Annotated in this window: 22 protein-coding genes and 4 tRNA genes; 17 read left to right on the plus strand and 9 right to left on the minus strand. The window is 69.3% G+C overall.

What is annotated here, in order from left to right:
* The first annotated feature begins 87 nt into the window (after nucleotides 1-87).
* The 6 genes from BN971_RS18085 to BN971_RS18110 all read left to right on the plus strand — a co-directional run bounded on the left by BN971_RS18085 (nucleotide 88) and on the right by BN971_RS18110 (nucleotide 4573).
* Complete coding sequence (locus BN971_RS18085; RefSeq protein ID WP_245836780.1) at nucleotides 88-1374, plus strand: Rieske 2Fe-2S domain-containing protein; 1287 nt, start codon at nucleotides 88-90, stop codon at nucleotides 1372-1374.
* Nucleotides 1371-1907, plus strand: a complete 537-nt coding sequence (locus BN971_RS18090) for a 3-phenylpropionate/cinnamic acid dioxygenase subunit beta (protein ID WP_085181209.1) — start codon at nucleotides 1371-1373, stop codon at nucleotides 1905-1907. Before BN971_RS18085 ends, BN971_RS18090 begins: the two co-directional genes overlap by 4 nt.
* Complete coding sequence (locus BN971_RS18095; RefSeq protein ID WP_085181210.1) at nucleotides 1904-2146, plus strand: dihydrodiol dehydrogenase; 243 nt, start codon at nucleotides 1904-1906, stop codon at nucleotides 2144-2146. Before BN971_RS18090 ends, BN971_RS18095 begins: the two co-directional genes overlap by 4 nt.
* Nucleotides 2130-2918 (plus strand): 3-(cis-5,6-dihydroxycyclohexa-1,3-dien-1-yl)propanoate dehydrogenase, encoded by a 789-nt coding sequence (gene hcaB, locus BN971_RS18100; protein WP_085181211.1) that lies wholly within the window; start codon nucleotides 2130-2132, stop codon nucleotides 2916-2918. The genes BN971_RS18095 and hcaB overlap by 17 nt, the downstream gene beginning before the upstream one ends.
* A complete protein-coding gene (phtC, locus tag BN971_RS18105) occupies nucleotides 2915-3643 on the plus strand; it encodes a 3,4-dihydroxyphthalate decarboxylase (RefSeq protein ID WP_085181212.1) in 729 nt (242 codons plus the stop codon). Before hcaB ends, phtC begins: the two co-directional genes overlap by 4 nt.
* 93 nt (nucleotides 3644-3736) lie before the next feature.
* Nucleotides 3737-4573, plus strand: coding sequence for a polysaccharide deacetylase family protein (locus BN971_RS18110; RefSeq protein WP_085181357.1), 837 nt, complete (start codon nucleotides 3737-3739; stop codon nucleotides 4571-4573).
* Between the two features lie 16 nt (nucleotides 4574-4589).
* Here the strand turns inward: BN971_RS18110 and BN971_RS18115 are convergent, their stop codons facing one another.
* Complete coding sequence (locus BN971_RS18115; protein ID WP_085181213.1) at nucleotides 4590-6227, minus strand: acyl-CoA synthetase; 1638 nt, start codon at nucleotides 6225-6227, stop codon at nucleotides 4590-4592.
* An 87-nt stretch (nucleotides 6228-6314) separates the two neighbouring features.
* Between BN971_RS18115 and BN971_RS18120 the strand changes: the two genes are divergently transcribed.
* Nucleotides 6315-7154 carry an SGNH/GDSL hydrolase family protein gene (locus BN971_RS18120; protein ID WP_085181214.1) on the plus strand — a complete coding sequence of 280 codons (840 nt, stop codon included), beginning with the start codon at nucleotides 6315-6317 and terminating at the stop codon, nucleotides 7152-7154.
* Nucleotides 7151-7816, plus strand: a complete 666-nt coding sequence (locus BN971_RS18125) for a DedA family protein (protein WP_085181215.1) — start codon at nucleotides 7151-7153, stop codon at nucleotides 7814-7816. The genes BN971_RS18120 and BN971_RS18125 overlap by 4 nt, the downstream gene beginning before the upstream one ends.
* Here BN971_RS18125 and BN971_RS18130 read toward each other — a convergent pair.
* Nucleotides 7813-8433 (minus strand): TetR/AcrR family transcriptional regulator, encoded by a 621-nt coding sequence (locus BN971_RS18130; RefSeq protein WP_085181216.1) that lies wholly within the window; start codon nucleotides 8431-8433, stop codon nucleotides 7813-7815. The genes BN971_RS18125 and BN971_RS18130 overlap by 4 nt on opposite strands.
* A 169-nt stretch (nucleotides 8434-8602) precedes the next feature.
* Here BN971_RS18130 and BN971_RS18135 point away from each other — a divergent pair, with 169 nt between their 5' ends.
* The gene (locus BN971_RS18135; protein WP_170322191.1) at nucleotides 8603-9040 is read left to right on the plus strand and encodes an anti-sigma factor antagonist; all 438 of its coding nucleotides are present in this window, start codon (nucleotides 8603-8605) and stop codon (nucleotides 9038-9040) included.
* A gap of 38 nt (nucleotides 9041-9078) precedes the next feature.
* A complete protein-coding gene (locus BN971_RS18140; RefSeq protein WP_085181359.1) occupies nucleotides 9079-10176 on the plus strand; it encodes a glutamate--cysteine ligase in 1098 nt (365 codons plus the stop codon).
* A gap of 2 nt (nucleotides 10177-10178) precedes the next feature.
* On the opposite strand, the gene BN971_RS18145 is transcribed toward BN971_RS18140, so the two are convergent.
* The 3 genes from BN971_RS18145 to BN971_RS18155 all read right to left on the minus strand — a co-directional run bounded on the left by BN971_RS18145 (nucleotide 10179) and on the right by BN971_RS18155 (nucleotide 12761).
* Nucleotides 10179-10949, minus strand: coding sequence for a sulfite exporter TauE/SafE family protein (locus tag BN971_RS18145; protein ID WP_085181360.1), 771 nt, complete (start codon nucleotides 10947-10949; stop codon nucleotides 10179-10181).
* Between the two features lie 64 nt (nucleotides 10950-11013).
* Nucleotides 11014-11946: a catalase family peroxidase gene (locus tag BN971_RS18150; protein WP_085181217.1), complete on the minus strand. Its 933-nt coding sequence runs from the start codon at nucleotides 11944-11946 to the stop codon at nucleotides 11014-11016.
* A gap of 17 nt (nucleotides 11947-11963) precedes the next feature.
* Entirely contained in the window at nucleotides 11964-12761 is a 798-nt protein-coding gene (locus BN971_RS18155) for an SDR family NAD(P)-dependent oxidoreductase (protein WP_170322193.1), read from the minus strand.
* A gap of 71 nt (nucleotides 12762-12832) precedes the next feature.
* Here BN971_RS18155 and BN971_RS18160 point away from each other — a divergent pair, with 71 nt between their 5' ends.
* Nucleotides 12833-14395: an acyl-CoA synthetase gene (locus tag BN971_RS18160; protein ID WP_085181219.1), complete on the plus strand. Its 1563-nt coding sequence runs from the start codon at nucleotides 12833-12835 to the stop codon at nucleotides 14393-14395.
* 141 nt (nucleotides 14396-14536) lie between these two features.
* Here BN971_RS18160 and BN971_RS18165 read toward each other — a convergent pair whose 3' ends face one another.
* The 4 genes from BN971_RS18165 to BN971_RS18180 form a co-directional block, all read right to left on the minus strand.
* Nucleotides 14537-14830, minus strand: a complete 294-nt coding sequence (locus BN971_RS18165) for a hypothetical protein (RefSeq protein WP_085181220.1) — start codon at nucleotides 14828-14830, stop codon at nucleotides 14537-14539.
* 75 nt (nucleotides 14831-14905) lie between these two features.
* On the minus strand, nucleotides 14906-15214 hold the full coding sequence (locus BN971_RS18170; protein WP_085181221.1) for an STAS domain-containing protein: 309 nt from the start codon (nucleotides 15212-15214) through the stop codon (nucleotides 14906-14908).
* Complete coding sequence (locus BN971_RS18175) at nucleotides 15214-17760, minus strand: SpoIIE family protein phosphatase (protein WP_085181361.1); 2547 nt, start codon at nucleotides 17758-17760, stop codon at nucleotides 15214-15216. The genes BN971_RS18170 and BN971_RS18175 overlap by 1 nt, the downstream gene beginning before the upstream one ends.
* A gap of 98 nt (nucleotides 17761-17858) precedes the next feature.
* Nucleotides 17859-17930, minus strand: a tRNA-Val gene (locus BN971_RS18180).
* Nucleotides 17931-18107: 177 nt separating this feature from the next.
* Between BN971_RS18180 and BN971_RS18185 the strand changes: the two genes are divergently transcribed.
* The 6 genes from BN971_RS18185 (at nucleotide 18108) to BN971_RS18205 (ending at nucleotide 21020) form a co-directional block, all read left to right on the plus strand.
* Nucleotides 18108-18180 (plus strand) — tRNA-Gly (locus tag BN971_RS18185).
* A 29-nt stretch (nucleotides 18181-18209) separates the two neighbouring features.
* Nucleotides 18210-18280: transfer RNA gene (locus tag BN971_RS18190), tRNA-Cys, on the plus strand.
* Nucleotides 18281-18296: 16 nt separating this feature from the next.
* Nucleotides 18297-18371: transfer RNA gene (locus BN971_RS18195), tRNA-Val, on the plus strand.
* A gap of 263 nt (nucleotides 18372-18634) precedes the next feature.
* The gene (locus BN971_RS24740; protein WP_139027133.1) at nucleotides 18635-19042 is read left to right on the plus strand and encodes a hypothetical protein; all 408 of its coding nucleotides are present in this window, start codon (nucleotides 18635-18637) and stop codon (nucleotides 19040-19042) included.
* A gap of 97 nt (nucleotides 19043-19139) precedes the next feature.
* Nucleotides 19140-19493, plus strand: coding sequence for a hypothetical protein (locus tag BN971_RS18200; protein WP_139027134.1), 354 nt, complete (start codon nucleotides 19140-19142; stop codon nucleotides 19491-19493).
* A 30-nt stretch (nucleotides 19494-19523) separates the two neighbouring features.
* The gene (locus tag BN971_RS18205; protein WP_139027135.1) at nucleotides 19524-21020 is read left to right on the plus strand and encodes a HEPN domain-containing protein; all 1497 of its coding nucleotides are present in this window, start codon (nucleotides 19524-19526) and stop codon (nucleotides 21018-21020) included.
* Nucleotides 21021-21025: the final 5 nt, after the last annotated feature.

Genomic DNA, 21025 nt, shown 5'->3' on the forward strand with positions numbered 1-21025 from the left:
GGAAAGGTCCTGTACAGCAGACAGTGGGTGTTCGTGACGGATCGACGCGGGGCCCTCGACGCCGTATTGCGGAACGTGCGCCGGGGAATGGTCCCGGCGCACATCTACAACGACGCGGAGCTGTTCGACCTGGAGCGGGACCGCCTCTTCGCCCGGGCGTGGACGTTCGTGGCGCACGAATCGGAGATCCCGCACGACGGCGACTACGTGGTGCGCCGGGTCCTCGGCGACTCGTTCATCATCACCCGCGACGCCGGCGGGCAGATCCGGGCCCTGTTCAATATGTGCCTGCACCGCGGCATGCAGGTGTGCCGCGCGGAAATGGGCAACGCCTCCAACTTCCGCTGCCCCTACCACGGCTGGACCTACCGCAACGACGGCCGGCTGACCGGGCTGCCGTTTCACCGCGAGGCCTACGGCGGTGACGACGGTCTGGCCCGCGGCGCCCAAAGTCTGCTTCCCGCACCGAATTTCGCGAGCTACAACGGCCTGCTGTTCATCAGCCTCGATCCTCGGGCCGAACCGCTCGAGGACTACCTCGGCGACTTCCGGTTCTACCTGGACTTCTACACAAAACAAAGCGCCGGCGGCCTTGCGGTGCGCGGACCGCAGCGCTGGCGGATCAGGGCCAACTGGAAGATCGGCGCGGAGAACTTCGCCGGCGACATGTACCACACCCCCCACACGCACGCCTCGATCGTCGACATCGGACTGTTCCGCGAACCCAGGGCCCAGAAACGCAAGGACGGCGCCACCTACTGGGCGGGCCGGGGCGGCGGGACCACCTACAAGCTCCCGCCCGGCGGCTTCGACGAGCGGATGCGCTACGTCGGCTACCCCGACGAGATGATCGCCCGGATCAAACAGGTGTGGACCCCGCGGCAGCAACGGGTCGTCGGCGAGGACGGTTTCATGATCTCGGCCGCGACCTGTTTTCCCAACCTCAGCTTCGTGCACAACTGGCCGAAGCTGCAATCCGGTGCGGGCGATGCCGTCGTGCCGTTCATCTCGATCCGGCTGTGGCAACCCGTCAGCGAAAACGAGACCGAGGTGTGCTCGTGGTTCGCGGTGGACTCCGCCGCTCCCCCGCGGTACCAGAGGGACTCCTACCGGGCGTACCTGATGTGCTTCGGGTCGACCGGCATGTTCGAGCAGGACGACGTGGAGAACTGGGTTTCGCTGACCACCACCGCCGGCGGGACGATGGCGCGCCGCCTGCTGCTCAACAGCCGGATGGGCCTGCTCTCCGACGACCGGCCGGTGATCGAGGCGCTGGGCCCCGAGGCCTTTCACGGGCCGGGCCGCGCGCAGGTCGGCTACAACGAGTACAACCAGCGGGCGCTCCTGGGGCTGTGGGCGGACTACCTGTCATGACAAACGCGTTGCCCTCCTTGCCCTCCTTGCCCTTCAGCGACATTCGCCACCTCGAGGCGCACCAGTTCCTGGTCGACGAGGCCTGGCTGCTCGACGCGCAGGACTACGAGGCGTGGCTGGACACCCTCACCGACGACATCCGCTACGTGATGCCGGTCCGGGTCACCACCGCGCGCGGCGCCGAATTCGACGATTCACCGGGAATGGCGCACTTCGACGAGGACAAGTACTCGCTGAGCCGGCGGGTCGCCCGGTTCGCCACCGAGCACGCCTGGACCGAGGACCCGCCGTCGCGGCTGCGGCACTTCGTCACCAACGTGCGCACGTTCGAAGGCGACGACGACACGCACCTTCGGGTGCAGTCGGCCGAACTGCTCTTCCGCAGCCGCGGCGACGTCAGCGAGGCCGCCCTGGTGTCCTGCGGACGCGAGGACGTGCTGCGCCGGTGCGGCGATCGCTGGAAGCTGGCCCGGCGCACCATCATTGCCGACGAGTCGGTACTCCGAATGCAGAACCTGGCGGTGTTCCTGTGAGCGAATCAATCAGGCTGGCAAACGAATTCGCCGAAGTCGAGGTGCGGCGGGTGGACACCCGCAACGGGTCGCGGCTGCTGATCAGCGCCCCGCGCAGCGGGCGGTCGATCAGCCTGGACGCGCTCGAGGTGGAGGCGCTGACCTGGCAGAACGCCCGCACGCTGGCGGCCATGGTCGGCAGGTCCGGTGCGCCGCTGCTGCCCGACGAGCCGGAGGGCGGCGATGACGGGCTGGCTTGAGGGCAAGCGCGCCCTGATCGTCGGCGCCGGTTCCGGGATCGGCCGGGCCGTCGTCGACGCGTTCCTCGCCGAAGGCGCCGCGGTGGCCGTGCTGGAACGTGATCTCCGGAAGTGCAACGCGTTGCGTGAGCAGTTGCCCGAGCTGCCGGTGATCGAGGGTGACGCGACCACCCGCGAGGCCAACACGCGCGCGGTCGATGTCGCCGTGGACGCGTACGGCGGCCTGGACACCCTGGTGAACTGCGTCGGCGTCTTCGACTTCTACCGCGGCGTGGGCGATCTGGGCGCCGACGAACTGTCCGCGGCGTTCGACGAGATGTTTCGCACCAACGTGCTCAGCCACCTGCACTCGGTCAAGGCCGCGCTTCCGTCGCTGGCTGCCGGCTCGTCGATCGTGCTGACCGAGTCGGCGTCGTCGTTCTATCCCGGGCGCGGCGGCGTGCTCTACGTCGCGTCGAAGTTCGCGGTGCGCGGACTGGTCACGGCGCTGGCGCACGAGCTGGCGCCCGGCATCCGGGTCAACGGGGTGGCCCCCGGCGGCACCCTGAACACCGACCTGCGCGGCCTGGCGAGCCTGGGGCTTGACGGCGTCCGCCTCGACGACGGGCCCGAGCGCGCGCGGGAGCTGGCCGCGCGCAACCCCCTCGGCGTGGCGCTCGACGGCCGCGACCACGCGTGGAGCTACGTGTTCCTGGCGTCCGACCGGTCCCGCGGCATCACCGGCGAAACGATCCGGCCCGACGGCGGATTCGGGCTCGGGGCCCCGCGATGACGGCGCTCGACGAGCAACGCGCCCTGGTCGCGCAGGGCTGCCGGGTGGCGGCCGCCCGCGGGCTGGTCGACGGCATGCTCGGCCACCTGAGCCTGCGGGTGGGCGACGAGCGGTTGCTGGTGCGCTGCCGCAGCGACACCGACGCCGGGGTGGCGTTCACCCGCCGCGACGACGTCCGGCTGGTCGGGTTCGACGGCAGCCCCGCAGCCGACGGCGAGCTCGACGGGTACCGCGTCCCCAACGAACTGCCGATCCACGTCGAGACGATGCTGGCCGACCCCCGGCACCGCGCCGTCGCGCACCTGCACCCGCCCGCCGTCGTGGCCGCCGACCTGGCCGGCATCGCGATCCGGCCGATCTACGGCGCCTACGACATTCCCGGCGCGCGGCTGGCCCGCGGCGGCGTGCCCGTGTACGAACGGGCCGCGCTGATCGGCACTTCGCGGCTGGGCAAGGAGATGGTGGCGGCGATGCGCGGCCGGCCGGTGGTCATCCTGCGCGGCCACGGAATCACCAGCGCCGCCGCGACCGTAGAGCAAGCGGTCCTGCAGGCGATCAGCCTGAACGAACTCGCGCGAATGTCGTTGCGGGTGCGCGCCGCCGGCGCAACGCTGCGGGACATCGACGACGCGGACTGGGAGGACCTGCCGGATCTCGGGCCGTCGTTCACCGCCGAGGCGGCCTGGCGCCACGAGGTGGCCCGGTTGCGAATTGATAACGCGTAGCGGAAAAGTCACAAGTTCGCATCCTCGCGCGGACACTCCGCTTTTGTGCCGGAGCCGCGGCGGTGGCGAGCTTAGCGTTCCAGCGTGAACGAACTGGATCGGCGACGGTTTCTCGTCGCGGTCGCCGCGACGGTGGCCGTCACGGGGATCTCGTGGTCCTCGGCGGCCGGGCCCCACGAGACGGTCGCGCGCGGGGACGTCATCGGATCGGTACCGGGCCCGATCGCCCCGACCCTGCCGCCGTTGTTGCCACCCCCGCCCAAGGGATCGCGGGTCCCGCTGCCCGGCGGGGCGGCGCTGAACAAGCTCCCGGGCAGCGATCTCGTGGCGTGGACCGCCGATGACGGAGTCGACTCCGATGTGGTGCGGCTCTACACCCAATTCGCCAAGGACACCGGCGTGCGGCTCACCTATTTCGTGACGGGCTCGTTTCGCTCGTGGACCGAGAACGCCGCTTTGCTTCGGCCGCTGGTGGATTCCGGGCAGATCCAGTTGGCCAACCACACCTGGAGTCACCCGGACCTGACGCGACTGTCGCCGGGCCAGGTCGCCGACGAGCTCGGCCGCACCGACGCGTTCCTGCAGAACACGTACGGCGTCGACGCCGCCCCGTACTACCGGCCGCCCTACGGCCACCACAACGCCTCGGTCGACGCGGTGGCCGCCGATCTCGGCTACCACGTTCCCACGCTGTGGAGCGGCGACCTGCGCGACTCGGCGGTGCTTGCCGACGACCAGATCGTCCAGTTGGCCCAGCAGTCCTTCGTGCCGCAGAACATCGTGATCGGCCACCTCAACCACCCGTCGATCACCCACGTCTACGGCCAGCTGGTCGACATCATCCGGGCGCGCAGGCTGCGGACCGTCACGCTCAACGACGTGTTCCTGCGACCCGAGATTCCGCACCGCACAACGCGTTTCGTGAGCTGACGCCTCCGGGCGGCGGTCAGACCGACTGTGCGGCTTGCTCTTTGGCCCAGCGGTAGTCGGCCTTGCCGGACGGCGAGCGCTGCAGGCGGTCGCGAAAGACGATCGCCTTGGGCAGCTTGTAGCGGGCGATGTGGCGGCTCGCCTCGGCGATGATGCCGTCGGGGTCCGCGGGCTGGCCGTCGGCCATCTGCACCACGGCGACCACCTCGTTGCCCCACCGCTCGCTGGGCCGGCTGGTCACCACCACGTCGTAGACGCCCGGGTGGCGGGCGATCGCGGCCTCCACCTCCTCGGCGAAGATCTTCTCCCCGCCGGAGTTGATGGTGACCGAGTCGCGGCCCAGCAGCTCGATCTGGCCGTCGGCATGCCAGCGGGCCCGGTCCCCGGGCACCGAGTGCCGGATCCCCTCGATGACCGGGAACGTCCGCGCGGTCTTCTCCGGGTCACCCAGGTACCCCAGCGGTATCAGCCCCTGCTGTGCCAGCCAACCGACTTCGTCGTCGCCGGGCGACAGGATGCGGGTGAGGTCCGAGCTGACCACCACCGCCCCCGGGTTGGGGGCGAACCGCCCGGAGACCCCCAGCGCGCGGCTGGACACCTCGCCCATCTGGGAGCCGGACTCCGACGACCCGCCCGCGTCGAGGATGGTGAGCTGGGGCAGCAGCTCGATGAAACGCCGCTTGAGCGGCGCGGTCAGCGCGGCACCGCCGGTGATCAGGATCAGCAGCCCGGACAGGTCGTGAGCGCCGGTCTCGATCTCCTCGAGCAGGGGCCGCCCGAAGGCGTCGCCGACCATCGACAGCGAAACCACCCGCTCGCGGCTGGCCAGGGCCAGCGCCTCGGCGGGATCGAAGTGGGTGGTCGTCGGCGCCATCACGAACGGTCGGCCCCCGCACAGGTTGATGAACGCCGCCCACTGCGCGGCCCCGTGCATCAGCGGTGCCACCGTCATCGAACCCGGCCCCTCGGGCCGCGATCGCTCGACGATTTCCTCCAGGCTGGTCACCATTTCACCGGTGCCGAAGTTGCGGCCGCCCATGGCATTCAGATAGATGTCGTTCTGGCGCCACAGCACCGCCTTGGGCATCCCGGTGGTGCCGCCGGTGTAGAGCACGTAGAGGTCGTCGGGTGAGAGCGCGAGGTCGAGTGGCTCGTCGGACACCGACGCCAGCAGGTCCTCGTACCGCACCGCCCCGGGCAGCGGCTCGTGCCCGGAGCCGTCGTCGACGTGGATCAGGCGCACGTCGGCGCCCAGCGTCCGCAGCGATTCGGCGAGCGTGGGGGCGAAGCGCGCGTGGTACATCACCGCCTCCGCGCGGGCGTTGCCCAGCAGATACACCAGTTCGTCGGCGACGTAGCGATAGTTGACGTTGAACGGCGCGACCCTCGCCCCGTAGGCGCCCAGCATGGCCTCGAGGAACTCGTTGCAGTTGGCCATGTACAGGCCGAGGTGGCTTTGCCCCGACTCGTAGGGCGCCAGCTCGACGCGTTCCCGTCGCGCCCCGAGCCCCCACCCGTGCAGCGCGCGCGAGAACCGGCGGGCCCGTTCGGCGGTCTGCGCGTACGTGTACCGCCGGTCCCCGAACACGATGCAGTCCCGGTCGGGGTTGGCCGCTGCCACCGCCGCGAACACCTGGGCGAGGTTGAACTCCACCGGTCTCCTCCTGTCGGGCCAGCGTCACGCTACAGTGCGATCCCCGGCGGGCGAAGCGGGTCGCGGGCACCTATTACTCTCAGCATCGTGTGCGGGGCTCGTCAGACCGGATACCGCCGATACGTCGCCCTCGGGGACAGCCAGACCGAGGGCCTGTGGGACGGCGACGACGACATCGGCCTGCTCGGGTTCGCCGACCGGCTGGCGGCCATGATCGACGCCCTGCACCCGGGCCTGCACTACGCCAACCTCGCGATCCGCGGCAAGCGGATCGCGCACGTCCTGCGCGAGCAGGTGCCGCCGGCGTTGGCCATGGAGCCCGACCTGATCACCGTGTGCGTCGGGATGAACGACGTCATCCAGCCCGGGCGATCCTTCGACCCCGCCCTGCGCGACCTCGGAGAGCTCTACGCCGCCCTCGCCGGCTCGGGGGCCACCGTGGTGACGACGACCTTCCCCAACGTCGCGCAGTTCCTGCCGCTCGGGCGGCTGGTCTCGGGGAGGCTGACCCGCATCAACTCGGCGATTCGCGCGGCCGCCGACCGCTACGGGTTCCGGCTCGTCGACCTGTATCACGCGCCGTCGATGCGCGAGCTCGAGACGTGGGACATCGACCGCGTGCACGCCTCGTCGCGAGGGCACCTCCTGTTCGCCGCGGCCGCCGCCGAGGCGCTGAGTCTCCCTGGCAGCAACCATGATTGGGCGCGGCCGAGCGCCGACCCCGCGCGCTTGTCGCTGTCGGACACCGCATCCGGGCACCTGCGCTGGACGCAGGACGCCTTCTTCCCGTGGATCTGGCGCCGGCTGCGCGGCATGTCCTCCGCCGACGGGCGCGAGCCCAAGCGGCCGCAGCTGGAACCCCTCCGCGCGGCGGGCGAAGGTAATCCGGCGCGCAACCGGCGGCGGTCGGGCATCCTTGACCCATGAACGTGCAGGCATTGCTGCAGTCGGTTCCCCCGCTCGCGGTCTACCTGGTGGTCTGCGGCGTCGTCGGGGTCGAGAGCCTGGGCGTCCCGCTGCCCGGCGAGATCGTCCTCGTCAGCGCGGCGCTGATGTCCTCGCAGCACGACCTGCCCGTCAATCCGATCGGAGTGGGCGCGGCCGCGGTGATCGGCGCGGTGGTCGGCGACTCCATCGGCTACACAATCGGGCGGCGATTCGGGCTGCCCCTCTTCGACCGGCTCGGCCGGAGATTCCCCAAGCACTTCGGCCCGGGGCATGTGGCGCTCGCCGAACGGCTCTTCGACCGCTGGGGCGCGCGGGCGGTGTTCTTCGGGCGCTTCATCGCGCTGTTGCGCATCTTCGCCGGGCCGCTGGCCGGCGCGCTGAAGATGCACTACCCGCGTTTCCTGGCGGCCAACGTCTCGGGCGCGATTTGCTGGGCCGGCGGCACCACCGCGGTGGTGTACTACGCCGGCATGGCCGCCGAACGCTGGATGGAGCGGTTCTCCTGGGTGGCCCTGGTGGTCGCGGTCGTCTTCGGCCTCATCGCCGCCTACGCGCTGCGCGAGCGCACCGCACGGGCCATCGCCGAACTCGAGGAAGAGCACTACCGCAAAGCCGGCACCACCGCGGCCGACGCCGCCTAACCGACCGCCTCGCCGACGCCGGACGCCGCGGTCGGCCGGTGCTGGTCGATCAGGTCGACGGCCATCCGGCGGGCCCGCACGGCGGCATCCAGGTCGCCGATGGCGGCCAGGATGATCGCGCCCTTCATCAGCAGGTGCAACGACCACGCGAAGTCGTCGACGTCGCTCAGGCCGGCGGCAATCGCCCTCTGCCGCACGACTTCTCGCACGTGGTCGAGGTGAGTGATGCAGGCCTGCCCCACCGGATGGTCGGCGCCCAACTCGAGCAGCACGTTGATGAACGAACAGCCCTCGTACCCGTCGCGGAGCTGAAACCAGTCGTGCATGACGTCGAAGATCGCCAGCAACTGTTCCTCGGGGGTGTCGCCCCGCTGCCGCGACTGTTGCTCGATCAGGCCGTGCGTCCAGAGCTCTTCCCGCCGCTGCAGCACGGCCAGGACGAGGTCGTTCTTGGTCGCGAAGTGGCGGTACAGGGTCGCCCGGGCGACGCCGGCCCGCTCGATCACCTCGTCGGTGCCGACGGCACGGATCCCGCGCCGACCGAACAACTCGTAGGCTGCGGCCAGGATCCGCTCACGAGGCGAGGCGACGGGCGTCGCGGCATCGTGATTGGTCATATGACGCTTACCATACTCTTAGCTGGGACGTATAGACAGACCGCCCTGTCTCGTTATACAAATGAGATTCGCATTATTCGCGAATCGTCAGTCTTCAGTCAGCAGGACGGGCATTCCATCCCGGGGTCGAAGACACCTCTTCAGACACCGGTCGATCAGGGAGTCCATCATGAGCCCGGTCTTTGCAGAACCCATGTACACCACGCCTTTGATGCTCAGCACGAGGCTGGTGTACGAGCTGGGCGACCCCAACAGCACGCTGCGCGCCACCACCGATCGGATGGGCGCCGCGGTCCTCATCAGCGCCGGCGGCGAGATCGACGCGTGCAACGAGCGCACCTGGAGCCAGCTGGTCAACGAGGCCGCCGGCGTCGTGATCGCCCCCGGCCCGTTCATCGTCGACGTCACCGGCCTCGATTTCATGGCGTGCTGCGCATTCTCCGTCCTCGCCGACGAGGCGCACCGCTGCCGCGACCGCGGGATCGAACTGCGGCTGGTCAGCCACCAGCCGATCGTCACCCGGATCGTCGACGCCTGCGGGCTCAATGCCCTGCTGCCGATCTACCCGACCGTCGACGCGGCGCTGGCGGGGGCGGCGCGCTGGTGACGTGGTGGCCGGGCCACTGAGCGGGTGTGCTCGGCCGCATGAGCGACCTTCCCACCTTCGGCGCCGAGGAGGAGTTTCTCCTCGTCGACCCGCGCACCGGCGAGCCCGCCGCACGTAACTCCGCGGTGGCCGAGGAGGCCGGGCGCCGCGGCGTCGACCTGCAGGTGGAGCTGAGCAGCTGCCAGGTCGAGACCACGTCGGCGGTGGCGTCCACGAGCGCGCAGCTCGCCGGGGAACTCGCCCGCCTGCGACGCGCAGCCGCGCAGGCCGCCGAGGCCGCCGGCGTCACGCTGCTCGCCTCGGGCCTTCCCCCCGCCACGCCGCACGAGTTCCCGGTCACCGACACCCCGCGGTACCGCCGGATCGGTGAGCGATACGGGATGGTCGCGCACGAGCAGGGCATCTGCGGCTGCCACGTGCACGTGCAGGTGCCGGACCGGGCCGCCGCCATCCACGTCAGCAACTGGCTGCGCCCGTGGCTGCCGTCACTGCTTGCGCTGTCGGCGAATTCGCCGCTGTACCGCAACGCCGAAAGCGGGTACGCGAGCTGGCGCAGCGTGCTGTGGCGCCGCTGGCCGGCCGCCGGGCCGCCGCCGTTCTTCGCCTCGCCCGACGAATACGAGCGCACCGTGCGCATGCTCGTCGACACCGAGGTCATCCTGGATCAGAAGATGATCTATTGGGACGTGCGCCCGTCGGCGAACTTTCCGACGATCGAGGTCCGGGTGGCCGACGTGCCGGCAACCGCCGCCGAAACCGTGCTGCTGGCCACCCTGGTGCGGGCCGCGGTCATCACCGCCCTCGAGGAGAACAGCGGCGAGAAAGACGAGCTCGCGCGCCTGCCACCGGGCGCGCTGCGGGCCGCGTACTGGAAGGCCGCCCACGACGGACTGGCCGGCGACGGCCTGGACCTGCTGGGCGACCGCGGGGCGATGCCCGCGCGGGAGCTGTTGGGCGCGTTGGTGCGCCGGGTCCGGCCCGCGCTGGAGGCCCTCGGCGAATACGACCGCGTCACCGGGGAACTCGACCGCATCGCCGCGCAGGGCAACGGTGCGATGCGGCAGCTGCGGGCCTGGCGGCGGCGCCGGGACGTGATGGACGTCGTGCGCGAGGTCGCCGAGGCGACGCTGAGCTGACGTCAGGACACCGCGAGCAGCCGGTAGAGCCCGATCAGCCCGACCACGACGATGGTGCCACGCAGCGCGGTCGGCGAGAGCCGGCGCCCGTACCGCGCCCCGACGAATCCCCCGAGCAGGGAGCCGGCCGCGATCAACGCGGCCGCCGACCAGCTGATCCGGCCGAAAGCAACCACCGAATATGCAACGGCAGCAACGCAATTGACCACCAGCGCCAACAGGTTCTTGGCCGCGTTCATCCGCTGCACCGATTCCGGCAGCAACGCGCCCATGACGCCGACCAGCAGGATGCCCTGGGCCGCGGTGAAGTAGCCGCCGTAGACACCGACCGCGAACGTGCCGAGCACCAGGACAGCCATCCGTCCCGGCGTGATGTGCTCGGGTGAACGTCCCGCCACCTCGGCGCGCCGGGCGGTCCAGGACTGGATCCGCGGCCCCGCGACCACCAGGACCAGCGCCAGAATCAGCAGGACCGGCACGACTTCGGCGAACACCTTCTCGGGCAGATGCAGCAGCAGGAAGGCGCCCAGCACCGCGCCCGCCAGCGACGCCGGCAGCTGCCAGCGCAGCCGGTTACCCTGGCCGCGCAGTTCGGCGCGGTAGCCCCAGGTGCCCGACACGCTTCCGGCCACCAGGCCGACCGCGTTGGACATCGTGGCGGTCACCGGCGGGTAGCCGAGGGCCACCAGCGTCGGGAACGTGATGAGGGTGCCGGACCCGACCAGCGCGTTGATCGCGCCGGCGCCGAACCCGGCCACGCCGATCAGGAGCATCTGGGAGAACAGCACTAAGGGAAAACCCTAGTCTGCCGCCAAGATTCGACGCGAAGGCCCCCGGTCAGAGGGCCGGCGCCTCCGGGCCCCGGTCCACGCCGGTCCGCAGCTTGACCGACGCCGAGTACGCGCTGCTGCGGAACCGCAGGACCGGGTCGTCGGAGGGTTCGATGCCGTCGGTCACGCGCATCGGGTCGAACACCACGATGTCGTCGCCGTGCTCGCGTTCGGTGTCGATCTTGGTGACCTCGAAGTTGCCGGCGATCACGGTCTCGGTGCCGCGCCAGGCCGCCGAGGGATCGACCGTGGAGTCGCCCGGCCCGGCGATCTGCACGACGAAGTCGAACCGCACCGGCGCGGCGGTGAGGCGATGGTTGAGCTCGTGGTGCAGGAAGTCCGGGTCCTTGCGGCGCGCGGCCGAGGCGGACAGGAACTCTTCCCCGGCCACCGGGCGCAGGTGGTAGCGGACGAACCGGGAGCTGCCGTCGGCGGCGGTCCAGCGGAAGGCGTGCAGGCCGTGGTAGGAGACGGTGGCGTAGCTGGCCGGAACCCGGTTGGCGTCCCGCAGAATCGGCAGCGCGCCCACCAGGCGGGGGTGGGTGAGGAAGTACGCACCCATCCGCACCGGCATCGTCGGACCGGGCCGCATGGCCTTGAGCAGGTCGACGAATCCGTCGGGGGTGCTGGAGACGAACAGCCGGGCGGTCTGCGTCGACACGTCGGTGGTGGACCCGTCGGGCAGGGTGAGTTTGACCGCCAGGCCGCGCACCCCAGGCTGGCCGTCGGGTTGGGCGGGGTTTCCCGACCCGTTGGAGAACCGGAACAGCGCCGGCACGGCCGAGCCGTCGAGGTGCTTGGCGCGGGACAGTCCGGCCGCGGCGGGACTGGCGGTGAACCTGCCGCTGTAGAGGGTGCCCTTGGCGTGCAGCGCGCGATTGCCGGGCTGCGCTCCCCCGGTGCCGCGGATCGCCTCGATCGCTTCGTCGGGAGAGACCATTTGTCGAATCTTACGGGCTACCCGGGAAATCCGAAGAGTTTGACGACGCCGTGATCGCGACCCGCCGTGTAGCCGCCGTCGACCGCGATGGCCTGGCCGCTGACGAACGAGGCGTCGGGTGAGAGCAGGAACGCCGCCATGGCCGCGACCTCGTCGGCCCGGCCCAGCCGCTGCAGGGCGTGCTCGGCGGTGATGGAGGCCAGCGGCTCTTCCATGCCCGGCAGGCCAAAGACGTTCTGCGCCATGGGCGTATCGATGAAGCCCGGGCAGATGGAGTTGGCCCGGATTCCGCTCGGGCCGTAGTCCAGCGCGATGTTCTTGGTGAGCAGGACCACGCCCCCCTTGGCCGCGTTGTAGGAGCTGCCGCCCGCGGTGCCCTCCAGGCCCTCGATGCTGGCGACGGTCACGACGGACCCCCGCTCCCCGCCGACGCGCGGCTGCTCGATCATCCTGGCCAGCGCGGCCTTGGCCACCAGGAACGTCCCGGTGAGGTTGATGCCGATCACCCGGTCCCACTCGCCCCGGTCGAGCAGGTGCACCGGACCGCCGCCCGCCACACCGGCCGCGTGCAGGACGCCGTCGAGGCGGCCGGACACCGCGTCGAACACCGCGCCGACCGCGGCCTCGTCGGTGACGTCGGCGGCGACGAAGCGGAAGTTCGGCCCGAGGTCGGGCGCCGGCGCGAGGTCGGCACCGACCACCCTGCCGCCCTCGGCCAGCAGGCGTTTGGCCGTGGCCAGCCCGATTCCGGACGCGGCGCCGGTGACGACAAAAGTTCGGGAGGCGGCGCGCTCGGGGTTCACCATGGCAGTCATGCTGGCACACGGCCTGCCGCGGGCGTCGGGCACACTCGAACGAAGAGCACACGCACAGCAGCGGAGGGGATATGTCCGACACCCGCACGGCCGGGACACTCACCGGCCTGGTCGAGCGGCACGCGCGGCTGCGGCCCGATGCCCCCGCGATCCGCTACGGCGACGTGCAGTGGTCCTGGGGCGACTGGGCGTCGCGGATCCGGCGCGCCGCCGGTGCGCTGCGGGCCGAGGGGGTGCGCCGCGGCGACCGGGTGGCGTTCCTGGACAAGAATCATCCGGCCTGCCTGGAGATCCTGTTCGCCGCGGCGTCGGTCGGGGCGGTGACGACCGTCGTGAACTGGCGGGTGGCGGGCGACGAGATGGTCCACGTCCTGCACGACAGCGGCGCGCGGCTGTTGTTCGTCGGTGCCGAGCTGCTGGCGTCGGCCGAGGCGGCGGCCGGGCGGGTACCCGGCCTGGAACGGATCGTGGTGGTGGGCGGGGACACCGATGAATACGAGTCAATGCTGACCGCGGCGTCGCCCACGGACGCCTCCGACGAGGTCGACGACGGCGACACCGCGCTGGTGATCTACAGCTCGGGCACCACCGGGCGCCCGAAGGGCGTGCTGCTCAGCCAGCGGGCGCTGGTCAACCACGCGGCCAACCTCGCGCCGGCGTTCCCGTTCGCCGAGGGGGACGCAAACCTGGTCGCAATGCCCCTCTTTCACGTCGGGGGGATCGGCTATGCGCTGTTCGGCATCAACGCCGGGGTGCCGACGATCATCACCCGGGAACCCGACGCCGCCAGCCTGATCGGGGCGGTGCGGGCCGGCGCGACGCACGCGTTCTTCGTGCCCCCGGTCATCGCGCGGTTCCTGGACGCCGGCGACAGTGCCAGCGGCGCGATCGCGGGCCTGCGCTACATCGTCTACGGCGCCGCGCCCATGCCGTTGCCGCTGCTGCACCAGGCGCTGCAGACCTGGCCCGACACCCGCTTCGTGCAGGTGTACGGCCAGACCGAACTGTGCGGGGCGGTCACGGCGCTCAGCGATGCCGACCACCGCGACCCCGGGCGGCCGGAGCTGCGGCTGTCGGCCGGAAAAGCGGTGCTGGGCACCGAGATTCGGGTGGTGGACCCGGAAACGGGCGCCGAGGTCGCGGTCGGCGAGCCCGGCGAGATCTGGGTGCGCAGCAACCAGAACATGAGCGGGTACCTCAACCGGCCCGAGGCGACGGCCGACACGATCACGCACGACAACTGGGTGCGCACGGGGGATGTCGGCCGCCTGGACGCCGACGGCTACGTCTACGTCGAGGACCGGTTGAAGGACATGATCATCACCGGCGGAGAGAACGTGTACGGGCCCGAGGTGGAAAGCGTGCTCATCGAACATCCGGCGATCGCCGACGCCGCGGTCATCGGGGTGCCCGACGACTTTTGGGGCGAGTCCGTCAAGGCGATCGTCGTGGCCACGAAGGACTCGGGCGTCGACGCCGACGACGTCATCGTATTCTGCCGGGAGCACCTGGCCGGCTACAAGTGCCCGCGGTCCGTCGACTTCGTCGCGTCGCTCCCCCGCAACGCCAGCGGCAAGATCCTCAAAAACGAGCTGCGCGAACCGTTTTGGCGGGGCCGCGGGAGGGGGATCTGACAGGCGACACCCGCGCACGTCGACGGCCGGGCCCACTTCACCCAGGGCTTTAGACGATTTCGTCGCGGCGTTCGACCGGGCCGGCATCGGTGACGTGCTGCGGGTCGCCGGTCACGGACAGTGGGTCGACCTCTGGCGGCCTCACGCAAAGGGCAGAGCGGCGGTTTCCGAGCTCTGGGACGCGTCGGCGACCAGGGCGTTGAGCTTGCTCTGCAGCGCGGCCGTGGCATCGCCCACCGGTCGGTCGCAGAAGCGGCAGTTGACGGTGAAGCGCGGCTGATCGGCCTCGTCCGGCCAGAACCGGCGCGGGCCGACGACGGCGCCGGGGTCGTACATGACGGCCTGGTGGGGCGCCTCCTTGAGGATCCTGCCGACGGGGTGGGACTGCGGGCACTCCAGCTTGAGCACGCCGATGCCTTCTTGGTTTCCTACCATCGCTCACCGTCCTTCGCGGCACACCCTATATCGTTCTGGGACAACGGGATAACGCGGTACGCGGTTTGGTCGGCGTCAGTGCGCCGCGGCTTCGATGGCGGTCAGCTCGGTCAGCCCGCTGATGGTGAACACGCGCATCAGGTGCGGCGGGGCGATGACGCGGATCTGCTCGGCGTGGGCGAACAGGGCGTTGATCGCGGAGCTGTCCAGGTACTCCACGGCGCTCAGGTCGACGGTGAGCGTCGCGCCGGGGGTCTCGGCGACGGCGCTGGTCAGCGCCCGGGTGAACCCGTCGATGTTGCTCAGATCGATTTCCCCGGCGGCGCTCAGCACGAGCTCTCCGGCGTCGCGGCGCACGGTGTCGAGAGACAGCGATGTGGCCATCAGCTGATTCTCGCGGATAGGTGGACCGTCGTGCCAGCACTGCCGGGGCAAATATCCACGTCGTGCATCAACGCTCGCATCAGACCGATGCCCCGGCCGCGATGGGCGGCGGTGTCCGGGTGGGGTGTCTTCCACGAGCCGGTGTCGACGATGGTCAGCTGCACCTGGTCCACCAGCGCCGACGCCCGCAGGCTGATCGTGCCCCCCGCCGTGTCGCGGTGACCGTGCTCGATGGCGTTGGCGACGGCCTCTCCGGCGGCGATGAGCACGTCGTCGGCCACCACCGCGCCCACCTTGGCCCGCTTCAACCAGCTACGCAAGGCGGCGCGGGTAGCGGCGAGGTGCTCGGCGTCGGCGGGGAATTCCAGCTCCAGCGGGGCCGGATGACGGTAGAGCAGCACCGCAACGTCGTCTTGATAGCCGTCGCCGGGGGCGAGGTCGAGCATGATGTGGTTCGCCAGATCCTCCAAGGCGGAGGCGCGGCCGTCGCGCACCAGGACGGATGCCCGGTCGATGCCGTTTTCCACCGGACTGTTGCGACGCTCGACCAGGCCGTCGGTGTAGAGCAGCAGGGTTGCGCGCGCCGGGATCGTCACGCGGGCTTCGGGACGCGGCCAGCCGGATCGGATACCCAATGGGATGGTGTGGCCGTCCTCGAGGACGCGGCTCGTGCCGTCGGCCTCGACCAGGATGGGCGGCGGATGCCCGGCGCTGGAATAGACCAGTTCGCCGGTGCCGGGGTCGAGCACCGCGCAGACTGCCGTGGTGCACCGGGCGCCGGGCAGCCGGCTGGCGAAGCGGTCCAGCCCCGTGAGGGCGGCGCGCGGGCTGGGGTTGTCGAGCAGGAGCGCGCGGCAGGCGCTGCGCAACTGCCCCATCACCGTGGCCGCCGCGAGGCCGTGGCCGACGCAGTCGCCGACGATCAGCGCGATGCGCCCGTCATCCAGGTCGACGACGTCGTACCAGTCGCCGCCCACCTGAAGTGGCCAGCTGGCGGCCTGATAGCGCACCGCGAATCCCTGGGGCAGATGCGCCGGCCCCAGGATCGCGTGCTGCAGCGCCAGCGCGGTCTCGCGTTGCTGGTCAACCTGGTACACCCGGTGCAGGCCCTGGCCGAGCCGGCCCGCCAGCACGGTGAGCAGGGTCTGGTCCTCGAGGGTGAACGGCCGCTCCTCGGCCAGTTCGATCCACACGACGAGTACACCCACCGGGTGCTGCAGCGCGATGCCCGCCGCGCCCGGCATCGCGATGTACGGGGTGAGGAAGTCACCGTCGCGCACGGTGCTCAGGATCTTCTTGACGTGCCGCGACAGGTCGGCCCACTGCGCGGGCTCGCCGACCGCGACGACCTGCGGGTCGCCGAACGCGGTGTCCGCCGAGGACGCGTTGGTCGGGAAGGTGACGGCCAGGACGCGGCGGGCGCGCCAGAGTCGGCGCAGTTCCTCGGCCGCGGTCTTCACCGCGTCGTCGACGGTGTCGGCTTCGGCGAGTTCCTGGTTGAGCGCGTGCTGGCGGCCCGCCGCCAGCGCCAGGGCGATGGCGGCGTGTCCGGCGAAGTCGCTGACGAGCTCGAGGTATTCGTCCCCGAACGGCGGCTGCTGCGGGTCGCGGGCGACCGCGATGACGCCGAGGACGGCCTCGTCGGCGATCAGCGGCATGACGATCGCGGAGCGTTCGCCGACGTCGGTGAATCCCTCGATCGGATATTGGAAGGAGTCGGTGATCAGCGGCAGGCCGCGGCGGGCGACCCCGCCGGTCGTCGAGGCGTCCATCGGCACCTGCCTGCCGATCACCTGGGAGGCATACCGGCCCGCCGTCGCGGCCACCACCAGGGTGTCGACCTGGTCGGCGGGCCGCGCGGCCTCCCGCGGGACGAGCAGGATCGCCTGCTCCGCGCCGGCCGACTCCAGCGCCCGGTTCACGATGAGCTGCAGCGGCCCGGTCTGCGGGTCGCCCGAGAGCAGCGCCGTCGTGATCTCGCGGCTGGCCTTGGTCCACTTCGCCGATTCGCGCTCGCGCTCGAAGAGCCGCGCGTTGTCGATGGCAGCCGCGGCCGCGGTCGCCAGGGCGCGGACGGCGCCCTCGTGGGAATCGGAGAACACCCACCCCGGCCGGTCGTCGACCAGGTAGAGGCTGCCGAAGTCGGCTGCCCGCACGATGATCGGGATGCCGAGCAGTGCCCGCATCGGCGGACCCTGGGCGAGCAGCCCGGCGGCCTGCGGATGGTCGGCCAGGTCGTCGATGCGCAGCCCGTCGCCGACCGGCAGGTCGGCGAGCCGCTTGGCGGTCGCGTCGGGCATCCCCGCCTGGACGAACGACGCCAGCGTTCCGTCGGAGCCGCGGATGCCCAGCGCACCGTAGCGGGCGCCGGTCAGCTTCATCGCCGCGTTGACGATTCGATGCAGCGTCACATCCAGGTCCAGGTCCGACCCGATCTCGACGATGAGCCGCACCAGCTGCTCCAACTGGTCGCGCGAAGCCCGCAGCTCATCGACCTGTCGATGCATGCGGGTCGTCGAGGCGGACTCCCCCCGCGCGCTGTCCATGAATTCCAAGCTAACGGGTCGCTCGTCGGAGATTGCGCTCGGTGTCGACCTGGCGGCGTTCGGCCCAGGCCGTGGGCCCTGAACCTTGGCGGTCTGGGTGGTCCCGGCTGGGATCGAACCAGCGACCTTCCGCGTGTGAAGCGGACGCTCTTCCACTGAGCCACGGGACCGCGCCGAGAGGCGAACGAGGTCGAAGACTAGCACGATACCGGCATCCCAAGACGCGCCGCGTGCCCGCCGCGGACCGGCCGGCCAAGGGCCGTTAACTTTTCCGAAAGATTTGTCTGGGCCCGCTCGCGTCGACTATCGTCTTGCATCGCACCGGGCAACGATCTCGTCCGTTGCACGCGGATGTAGCGCAGTTGGTAGCGCATCACCTTGCCAAGGTGAGGGTCGCGGGTTCGAATCCCGTCATCCGCTCGAAGGTGCAAGTGGCATCAATCCCCAGCGGTGGAGTGGCCGAGTGGTGAGGCAACGGCCTGCAAAGCCGTGCACACGGGTTCGATTCCCGTCTCCACCTCCCTGTTCGAACCCAGGCGCGATTAGCTCAGCGGGAGAGCGCTTCCCTGACACGGAAGAGGTCACTGGTTCAATCCCAGTATCGCGCACCAGTGTTTTTGCAGTTGAAGGCATTTTTTTGACCTGACAATGTGCGGCGCTGCCAATACGCTGTCAATCTCAGTTACCGCTGCCGAGAAGCTGGTGGCTTTTGCCGACGCGACCAACGGCAAATCGGCATTCTTCCCGGAGGTTCGCGGGCCGGGAGCTACCCTCGCGACATGGGGGATTCGAGAAGGTGTCGAGTTCCGGTTTCAAACAACATCTAGCGGCAAGCCCGCCGCGACAGATAGTTCTGGGGAGTAGGCCGGCCGCCGTGGACTTTCATGAATACCCCCCTGACCTGGTGAGAGCGGTCGGACTAGTGGTTATGTCGGCGGCATGGGCGGAAGATAAGGCCGGGGAATTGGTGCAGTTGACGCACCAGATAGGCGATCGGTCACGAGCAGGCCGCCAAGGGCTGGGCGGCATCTGGCAGCAGCTTGTCGAAGCGTTCGGGAACGTGGTCGCCGCTGATTTGGCCGACCGCCTAAACCGAGCGCTGTCACTTCGCAACGAGGTCATCCACGGCGTCTTTCTGGGCGGCAAGGACTCGCCCCCGTTTTGGTTCACGATGAAGCGTCAGTTCAGCAAGCGAGACCCGGCGGCCTATGGCATGGCTGGGCAGTGGACGGTGGCAACCTCAAGGACCTCGCGCAGGAGTTCGCCGACCTTGAGAATTTGATCGATGACGAAATCAGTTATGAGTGGGTCTGAAGGATCGGCCCACTCGGGGGTGGGTGTCCCGCAACGAGCGTGTGCCGCTCGGCACAATGGACACCATGGCTGACGGCACGAATGTCCCGATCACAGTGACGGTGCGCTGGCGACCTAGCGAGCTGCAGTGGGGTCTCGACCATACCGAGGTGCACGGGCTGGGTGAAGTGCTCAACGGCCGCATGAAAGCACCTTTCGAACCACCACCTGGTTACGTCACCGATGACGTCCGCGAGACGTACATCATCGTGGCGTCTGAGGACCAGATGTGGAATGCGGTCGCTGAGGTGAATGAGTGGCTGGCCGAGCGCGCCAACGGATCAGAGCCGGACGCCGACGGCTTTCAGAAGGCCTTGGCGTTCCGACGGCGGAGGCCAGACGGCGGCGACCACGATGACGATGAGCCTGACGAGCCTTGAGCCCGACGGGGCCTACGTGAAGGGAGTTCTGTGGTCGACGCCCCAATTCACCAATTTCTCTGGGAGCTGACCCTTCCTGCGGTGCGCGCTGGGTGGTCGGCCGGTCAAGCGCTTATCGATGACGGGAAGCCGGTCTCCCGAGTGGCGGTGCCGGAGTATGAACAAAGTAATGCAGGTTGGCCGATGGTGGTCGCAACCTCATCTGTGTTTATCCCGAAAACTGCGCCCGTGAAATGGCGTTCCATGTTCTCGACGACGCCTTCCCAGTTTGGTGACTTGGTTGTAGTCGGCGACGTTCCCGAGCTAAGCGCCGCGTTAGAGGCTGTTCGCGCCAGGTCGCAAGACGATCAGACCTTCGCTAGAGGTATGAACGCTTTTGCTGATCAAGGTGGCGATGCCCTGCGGAACGGCAGCCTTGAGTGGGAGTATCTGTCATTCGTCGGCTCGATCGTCGGACGCGCGGTGGCGACGGACGCGACATCGGACGAGGACCTTCTCAACGTATATTTGCAGCTCGAGCGTGGAAGATTTGCGCCTGAACTGAGCGGTGATCTCGTCGCGCCGTTGACGATGACCGATTTGGGTATTGAGGAGTCGGTCGAACTTGGCGGCGGGGTCACTATAGAAGCCTTGACGCCAGACATGCAGCGTGCTCGCGCGCTCGATTCTCATGCCGCTGAGGGTGTGAGCCCTTACCTCGTTGCAGCCGCGACTCACGCCGTCGTCGTCAAGGCCATCACCATTTCGAACCTGCCCTACGCGAACCGTATCTTGGCCACTAGCGTCACACCGATCATTCCTGCCAGCGATGTTGACAAAATCGACCGTGCGATCCAATGCATACACATAGTTATTGAGAAAGACACGGGCTATAACCAGTTGTTTGTGCGACCAGATGGTTGGGCAGACGGCTGGAACCACGACTTACCACCCATTTGGAAGATCGAGGCGATGCCCAACTACCCCCAGTCTCTGTACCGTGCACCGTGGCAAACGGTGGCGCGGGAGCCCGCTGGTGCTGAGCAGGTCAATGAAATAGCGGCGGCGTACCGAGCGCTCGACACCGCGCCGAATGACGTCAAGTTGGCAGCGCGACGATCGGTGGGCGCGATGATGCGAACGAATGACGAGGATCGCACTCTAGACGCGACGATCGGAGTCGAAGCCCTGTTGCTCAGTGACAACGCGGAACTGAAGCACCGCATGGCATTGCGGGCCGCCGCCGCCCTATTCGATGAGTACCGACCGGAAGCGATCTACGAACTGGCGAGAAAGGTCTATGACCACCGGTCGGAGATAGCTCACGGCTCAGTCAAATCCAAACCGACTTTCAAATATGACGGCGACGAGTTGGTGAGCGCAGAAATCGCTCCATTTCTATTGCGCGCACTATTGCGTAGTCGACTCGCTTCCAAGAACCCCTGGACCAAAGACGATCTTGAAAAGCGCCTCCTCACGGGACTCGATCACTACCGCGCTAGCCTTACAGATACCGTGGGTCAGGCCGCGCCTCCGCAGCACACGTAGTTCGA

Origin of the sequence: Mycobacterium bohemicum DSM 44277 (assembly GCF_001053185.1) — a bacterium.
Classification (GTDB): domain Bacteria; phylum Actinomycetota; class Actinomycetes; order Mycobacteriales; family Mycobacteriaceae; genus Mycobacterium; species Mycobacterium bohemicum.